The sequence below is a fragment of the Anaerostipes sp. Marseille-Q3525 genome, from assembly GCF_018223505.1.
GTDB lineage: Bacteria > Bacillota > Clostridia > Lachnospirales > Lachnospiraceae > Anaerostipes > Anaerostipes amylophilus.
The window spans coordinates 56,951-65,446 of sequence record NZ_JAGTTT010000015.1 but is presented as its reverse complement, the minus strand read 5'-3'; the positions used below and the strand labels follow the sequence as shown (position 1 = coordinate 65,446).

The window sequence follows — 8,496 nt, the reverse complement described above, 5'->3', positions numbered from 1 at the left end:
ACTCAATACACTACATTTTCAAAATTAAAATTTCTTAAAAGATCTCAATTCATGTACCGCAAATGTTATCGCACATATCGCCGCAAATCCATCCGCAATTGGTGCTGAAAACATAACTCCCTCAATTCCAAAGAAAATCGGCAGAATGATCATCAACGGCAGCAAGAAAATAACCTGTCTGGTCAATGAAAGGAAAATACCACGGTTCGCCTTTCCAATCGCCGTAAAAAAGTTCGCAGTAATTGGCTGTAAACCATTAATAAAAGTACAAAACAAGAAAATTCGAAAGAACTTCTCAGCAAAACGGAAGTAAGCTTCACTCTCAGAACCAAAGATTCCAATGATCTGTCGTGGGAACAACTGGAAGCAGATAAAAGAAACCGTACTGATGATCGTTGCAGAGATTGCAGCTTTTAAATAGGCTTCTCGCACACGATCCAGTTCCTTCGCACCATAGTTATAACTGATGATTGGCTGTAATCCTTGGGAAATACCAATATTAATGGAGAAAAAGATCATATTGATCTTTGTGATGATCCCGGCACATGCTAGAGGGATATCGCTTCCGTAAGAAGATTTTGCACCATATCGGATTAAAACATTGTTCATAACGATCTGTACGACCATCATAGAAACCTGATTAAAAAATGGTGCCATACCAAGGGAAACAATTCTTCCGATATAATGTGGGTGTGGTTTTAATCTTTTCAATGTCAGATCGACGGTCTTAAATTTTCTTAAATATAAGATTACCATAATACCAGAAACAATCTGCCCGATCACAGTTGCCCATGCAGCACCGGCAATTCCCATATGAAAACCAAAAATCAATGTAGGATCAAGGATCGTATTAATGATTGCACCAGTCAAAGTACAAGCCATAGAAAACTTTGGACTTCCATCAGCACGTACAAGATTTGTACCTCCAGTTGTTAAGATCAAAAATGGAAAACCAAGGGATGTAATTCCGGTGTAGGTTAAAGAATAATTTAAAACACTAGAAGTTGCTCCAAATAAGATCATCATTGGTTTTAAAAATAGTCTTGTCACGATGCAAAGAATCACACCAAGTGAAAATAGCATGGTGATCGCATTTCCAGCGAAGGAAGCTGCTTCATTCTTTTCGCGTCGTCCCATGCAAAGGTTAAAGTTTGCAGCGCCACCAATTCCACACATTAAAGCGATGGAAGTACAAGTGATGACTAATGGGAAAGCAACATTCGTTGCGGCATTTCCAAGCATTCCAACGCTTCGGCCAATAAAAAACTGGTCTACCATATTATATAAAGCACTTACGACCATAGCGATAATGCTTGGAATTGCAAAACGAAGAAGCAAGCTAGAAATCTTCTCAGTACCGAGAGGATTTGTCTTTTGTTCATTCATAATAAATAAAACCTCTTCTTTCTAATTAATATATCAATGTTATAAAAATGGTCCAAATGATTAAATTTAATCGAAACGGACGTTATTTAGTATAGTATAAATGACAAAATAGTACAACTTTTTTAAAAAAGTTTTTGAGAAATAGTGCTTAATAAACGAGAAAATAAGAGATAATTTAATATATTATCAGAAAATAAATATATATAATCTCAAGAAGTCTAATTATCTGACAACTTAAGAAAATTCATACTTTACAACTAGGGAAAATTTCGGTATGATAAGAAAAAACAACGAGAGAACACAGCGAGAAAGGATGAATGGATATGAAACAGACAAATCAAATTCCTGGATTATATGATCCAAGTTTTGAGCACGATAACTGCGGTATCGGTGCCTGTGTAAATATTAAGGGAGTCAAGAATCATCAGACAGTAGATAATGCACTGAAGATTGTTGAGACATTAGAGCATCGTGCAGGAAAAGATGCAGCAGGAGAGACAGGAGACGGTGTAGGAATCATGCTTCAGATTTCACATAAGTTCTTTAACAAAGCCTGCAAAGAAGCTGGAATCAATATCGGGAAAGAAAGAGAATACGGAATTGGAATGTTCTTCTTTCCAAATGACGAATTAAGACTTCGTCAAGCAAAGAAGATGTTCGAGATCATCGTTGAGAAAGAAGGAATGACATTCCTTGGATGGAGAGAGGTTCCAACAGTGCCAGCAGTTCTTGGTAAGAAAGCAGTAGAATGCATGCCAAAGATCTTACAGGGATTCGTTGCAAAACCAGCAGACGTTGAAAAAGGACTTGATTTTGACCGTAAATTATATATTGCAAGAAAAGTATTCGAACAAAGTAATGAAGAATCTTATGTCGTTTCATTATCCAGCAGAACGATCGTATATAAAGGTATGTTCTTAGTTGGACAGCTTCGTACATTCTTTAAAGATCTTCAGGATCCAGATTACGAATCAGCAATCGCACTTGTACATTCACGATTCAGTACAAATACGACACCAAGCTGGGAGAAAGCTCATCCATATCGTTTTATTGTACATAACGGAGAGATCAACACAATCCGTGGAAATGCCGATAAGATGCTTGCCAGAGAAGAGAATATGGAATCAGAGTACCTCAAAGATGAAATGCACAAACTGATCCCAGTGGTAAATCCAAACGGATCTGACTCTGCAAGACTTGATAATACATTAGAGTTCTTAGTTATGAGTGGTATGGATCTTCCACATGCGATCATGATCACAATCCCAGAACCATGGGAGAACAATAAAGTCATTTCACAGGAGAAACGTGATTTCTATCAGTACTATGCAACAATGATGGAACCATGGGATGGACCTGCATCTATCATCTTTACAGACGGTGATCAGGTAGGAGCGGTACTTGACCGTAACGGACTTCGTCCATCAAGATACTATATCACAGATGATGATCAGCTGATCTTATCATCAGAGATTGGAGTTCTTGACATCGATCCAACAAAGATCGTAGTCAAAGAAAGACTTCATCCAGGAAAGATGTTATTGGTTGATACGATCAAAGGAGAAGTGATCGCAGATGATGTAGTCAAAGAAAAATACGCAGAGAAAGAACCATATGGTGAATGGTTAGATAGTAATCTGTTGGAATTAAAAGACTTAAAGATTCCAAATGAACCAGTTCCAACATACGGAGCAGAAGAACGTGAAAAACTGATGAAAGCGTTCGGATATACATATGAAGATATCCGTACAGCAATTCTTCCAATGGCATTAAATGGGACAGAAGCGATTGCAGCGATGGGAAATGATACACCACTTGCAGTGTTATCTAACCGCCATCAGCCATTATTTAACTATTTTAAACAGTTATTTGCGCAGGTAACAAACCCTCCAATCGATGCGATCCGTGAGGAACTTGTAACATCAACAACGGTTTATGTCGGAAAAGAAGGTAATATCTTAGATGAGAAACCAGAAAACTGCCGCGTATTAAAAGTACACAACCCAATCCTTACAGATACAGACCTGTTAAAGATCAAATCCATGAACAAAGAAGGATTTAAAGTTGTAGAACTTCCTATTATATATTACAAGAACACATCTCTTGAGAAAGCATTAGATCGTTTATTCGTAGAGACAGACAGAGCTTACAGAGATGGAGCCAACATCATCATTCTTTCTGACAGAGGAGTCGATGAAAACCATGTGGCAATTCCTTCATTATTAGCAGTATCCGCAATGCATCAGTATCTGATCAAGACAAAGAGACGTACATCTGTTGCACTGATCTTAGAGAGTGGAGAACCAAGAGAAGTTCATCATTTTGCAACACTGTTAGGATATGGTGCATGTGCAGTAAACCCATACCTTGCATTACAGGGAATTAAGAAACTGATCGATGAAAATATGCTTCAGAAAGATTACTATGCAGCTGTTGAAGATTACACAAATGCGATCCTTCATGGAATCGTTAAGATCGCATCTAAGATGGGTATTTCAACATTACAGTCTTATCAGGGATCTCAGATCTTTGAAGCGATTGGTATTAATTCTGATGTTATTGAAAAATATTTTACAAATACAGTCAGCAGAGTGGAAGGTATTTCATTAAAAGATATTGAAGCGGATGTAGATGCAAGACATGATACAGCCTTTGATCCACTCGGACTTGAGAATGATCTGACATTAGAGAGTTCAGGAAGTCATAAATGCAGAAGTGGAAAAGAACAGCATCTTTACAATCCACAGACGATTCATACACTTCAGGTTGCAACAAGAACAGGAAGTTATGAGCTGTTTAAACAGTATACAGATATGATCGATAAGGAATTAGAGCCAGGAAACTTAAGAGGTTTAATGGAATTCAATTACCCCGAAAAAGGTATTCCAATCGAGAAAGTAGAAAGCGTTGATTCTATTGTCAAACGTTTCAAGACAGGAGCAATGTCTTACGGATCTATTTCCGGAGAAGCACATGAAACACTGGCGATTGCTATGAACAAATTAGGTGGTAAATCAAACAGTGGTGAAGGTGGAGAAAGACCTGAGAGATTAAAAGTTGGAAGAGACGGATTAAATCGTTGCTCAGCGATCAAACAGGTTGCATCTGGACGTTTTGGAGTAACAAGTGAATATTTAGTAAGTGCCAAAGAGATTCAGATCAAGATGGCACAGGGAGCAAAACCGGGAGAAGGAGGACATCTTCCAGGTAAGAAAGTTTACCCATGGATAGCAAAAACTCGTCATTCAACAGCCGGTGTAAGCTTAATCTCACCACCACCTCATCATGATATTTACTCTATTGAGGACTTGGCACAGTTAATTTATGACTGTAAGAATGCCAACAGAGATGCAAGAATCTCTGTAAAACTGGTATCCGAAGCAGGAGTCGGAACTGTTGCATCTGGTGTAGCAAAAGCTGGAGCACAGGTTATCTTGATCTCTGGTTACGATGGTGGTACAGGAGCTGCTCCTAGAAACTCTATCTACAATGCAGGACTTCCTTGGGAGCTTGGACTTGCAGAAGCACATCAGAATCTGTTAATGAATGATCTTCGTAACAAAGTTATCGTTGAGACAGACGGTAAGTTAATGAGTGGTAGAGACGTAGCAATCGCAGCAATGCTTGGAGCCGAAGAATTTGGTTTCGCAACAGCACCACTTGTAACACTTGGATGTGTCATGATGAGAGTATGTAACTTAGATACATGCCCAGTCGGAGTCGCAACACAGAATCCAGAATTACGTAAGAGATTCGCTGGAAAACCTGAATATGTTATCAACTTCATGAGATTTATTGCTCAGGAATTAAGAGAATATATGGCAAAATTAGGAGTTGCTACTGTTGATGAATTAGTTGGACGTACAGACTTATTAAAACCAAACGCAAAAGCAGCCGAAAAACATGTTGACTTGTCTAAGATTCTTGGATATAAATATGATCCAGCTCAGAAGATGGATTACGATCATAAGAATGTATATGATTTCAAACTGGAAAAGACAGCAGATATGAAAGTTCTGATGAAAGAATTAATGCCAGCACTTGAGAAGAAACAAAAGAAGATCATTCAGTTGGACGTTACAAATATTGACCGTACATTTGGAACGATCTTTGGATCAGAGATCACAAAACGTTGGGGTGAACAGGCATTAGATGATGATACATATATTGTAAAATGTAATGGAGCCGGTGGACAAAGCTTCGGAGCTTTCATTCCAAAAGGTCTTACATTACAGTTAGTTGGAGATAGCAATGACTACTTCGGAAAAGGACTTTCTGGTGGTAAATTAATCCTTTGTCCTCCAACAGGTGTCAAATTCAAAGCAGAAGATAATATCATCGTAGGTAACGTTGCATTATACGGAGCAACAAGCGGTAAAGCATTTATCAATGGTGTTGCAGGAGAACGTTTCTGTGTCAGAAACTCAGGAGCTACAGCAGTTGTTGAAGGAGTTGGAGATCATGGATGTGAATACATGACAGGTGGTCGTGTTCTTGTTCTTGGACCAACAGGAAAGAACTTCGCAGCTGGTATGAGTGGTGGAGTTGCTTATGTATTAGACGAAGACAGCAAGTTATATAAGAACTTAAATAAAGAAATGGTTTCTGTAGAAACTGTAACATCTAAATACGATGTTATCGAATTAAAAGATATGTTAAAAGAACATGTTGCATATACAAATTCCGAAAAAGGAAAAGAAATTCTGAAAGACTTTGAACAGTACCTGCCTAAATTTAAGAAGATCATGCCAAATGATTACAAAGCAATGTTAAATCTGATCGTTCAGATGGAAGAACGTGGATTAAGCAGTGAGCAGGCACAGATGGAAGCATTTAATATGAAAGCAAATGCAGGAAAATAGGAGGAAATTATGGGAAAACCAACTGGATTTTTAGATTATGAAAGAGAAGACGCCCGTGCAGAATCTCCGAAAGAACGAATCAAACATTTTAATGAATTTCATATTCCTCTTTCAAGAGAAGAACAGCAGAAACAGGGTGCAAGATGTATGGACTGCGGAGTACCATTCTGTCAGTCAGGAAAAGTATTATTAAATGGAATGGCATCAGGTTGTCCACTAAACAATCTGGTACCAGAATGGAATGACCTGATTTATACAGAAAACTGGGAACAGGCATATTTAAGACTTAAAAAAACAAACCCATTTCCAGAGTTTACCGGACGTGTATGTCCGGCACTCTGCGAGAATGCTTGTACATGCGGATTAAATGGGAATCCTGTATGTTCCAAACAAAATGAGTTAAGTATCATCGAATATGGATACAAACACGGACTTGCCAAAGCAAGACCACCAAAATTTCGTACAGGAAAGAAAGTTGCAGTCATTGGTTCCGGACCTTCTGGATTATCTGCAGCAAATTCTTTAAATAAACGTGGACATGAAGTGACTGTGTACGAACGCTCCGACCGTCTTGGTGGATTGCTAATGTATGGAATTCCTAATATGAAACTGGAAAAACATATCGTAGAACGTAAGATTGCGATCATGAAAGAAGAAGGAATTCATTTTGTAACAAATACAAACGTCGGAAAAGATACCAAACCAGAACAGCTAAAGAAAGACTACGATGCAGTGATCTTAGCATGTGGATCTTCTAATCCAAGAAATATTGAAGTTCCTGGACGCGAAGCAAAAGGAATCTATTTTGCAGTTGACTTCTTAAAATCTACAACAAAGAGTCTGTTAGATTCTGGATTAAAAGATAAGAAATTTATTTCTGCAAAAGGCAAAAACGTCATCGTTATCGGTGGTGGAGATACAGGAAATGACTGTGTTGGTACATCCATCCGTCATGGAGCAAAGAGTGTGACTCAGTTAGAGATGATGCCAAAACTTCCAGACGAACGTGCAGAAAATAACCCATGGCCAGAATGGCCAAGAATCTGCAAGACAGATTATGGTCAGGAAGAAGCAATCGCTGTTTTTGGACATGATCCTCGTATTTATCAGACAACCGTTAAAGAGTTTAAGATGAATAAAAAAGGCGAAGTAACAAAAGCTGTTTTAGTAAGTCTTGAAAGTAAAAAAGACGAGAAAACTGGAAGAATGATGATGGTACCAGTGGAAGGATCTGAAAAAGAAATTCCAGCAGATTTAGTACTGATCGCAGCAGGATTCTTAGGAAGTGAAGCATATGTTACAGAAGCCTTTGGTGTCAAAGTAAACCAGAGAACAAATGTAGAAACAAAACCAGATAGCTTTGCTACAAATGTCGAGAATGTCTTTACTGCAGGGGATATGCACAGAGGACAGTCACTGGTCGTATGGGCGATCCGTGAAGGAAGAGATGCAGCTCGTGAAGTTGACAAACGGTTAATGGGATATACAAACCTGTAATCTTACTGGAAAAAGTAAAAGTGATGTCAGAGATAGAAATATATCATCTGACATCACTTTTTTTCGATAACCTCTTTTCAATTGGAACAGTTTTTGCTATGATAATCGATAGAGAAGATATCGAGAGGGAGCAGATGTAAGTTATGCATTTTATTGGACATTTTAAAACAATCACAAGACATAAGATTCTGGTAGCAAAAGGCTGTTTCAAGTTAGGACTATATTATCAGGGGATTATGCATGATATGTCAAAATATTCGCCAACTGAATTTCTGGTAGGTGCAAAATACTATCAGGGAACGGCAAGTCCGAATAATGCAGAAAGAATGGACAAAGGAATTTCTACCGCATGGCTTCATCACAAAGGTCGTAATCGTCATCATTTCGAATACTGGATTGATTACAGTATTGACAAAGAACATCCGGGACTTGTGGGAATGAAGATTCCTAAGAAGTATATGGCAGAGATGTTCGTAGACCGAGTCAGTGCCGGAAAGATTTATAATGGTGATAAGTTTGACCAGAAGAGTCCGCTTGAATATTTCGAACATGGAATTGGAGCAACGATCATGTGCGATGCATCGAAGAATTATTTATTAAAACTTTTGAAGATGTATGCAAAAAAAGGCGAAAAATACACATTTGCATACCTGAAAAAGGATTTGAAAGAGGACATCAGTGGTTATGATAAGATATCACCATTTCAGCCATTTTCAAAAAATATTAAAATTGGATAGAATTTCATGTATCT

At 38.1% G+C, this 8,496-nt stretch carries 4 protein-coding genes; 3 read left to right on the top strand and 1 reads right to left on the bottom strand.

Annotated elements, in window-relative coordinates:
• Positions 1-24: 24 nt before the first annotated feature.
• Positions 25-1,386, bottom strand: coding sequence for an MATE family efflux transporter (locus tag KE503_RS08665; protein ID WP_212385014.1), 1,362 nt, complete (start codon positions 1,384-1,386; stop codon positions 25-27).
• 317 nt (positions 1,387-1,703) lie between these two features.
• On the opposite strand from KE503_RS08665, the gene gltB reads away from it, so the two are divergent.
• The 3 genes from gltB (at position 1,704) to KE503_RS08650 (ending at position 8,482) form a co-directional block, all read left to right on the top strand.
• Entirely contained in the window at positions 1,704-6,248 is a 4,545-nt protein-coding gene (gene gltB, locus KE503_RS08660; RefSeq protein ID WP_212385013.1) for a glutamate synthase large subunit, read from the top strand.
• 9 nt (positions 6,249-6,257) lie between these two features.
• Positions 6,258-7,745, top strand: coding sequence for a glutamate synthase subunit beta (locus tag KE503_RS08655; protein WP_212385012.1), 1,488 nt, complete (start codon positions 6,258-6,260; stop codon positions 7,743-7,745).
• A 143-nt stretch (positions 7,746-7,888) separates the two neighbouring features.
• Entirely contained in the window at positions 7,889-8,482 is a 594-nt protein-coding gene (locus tag KE503_RS08650; protein WP_117944430.1) for a DUF5662 family protein, read from the top strand.
• Positions 8,483-8,496 lie beyond the last annotated feature (14 nt).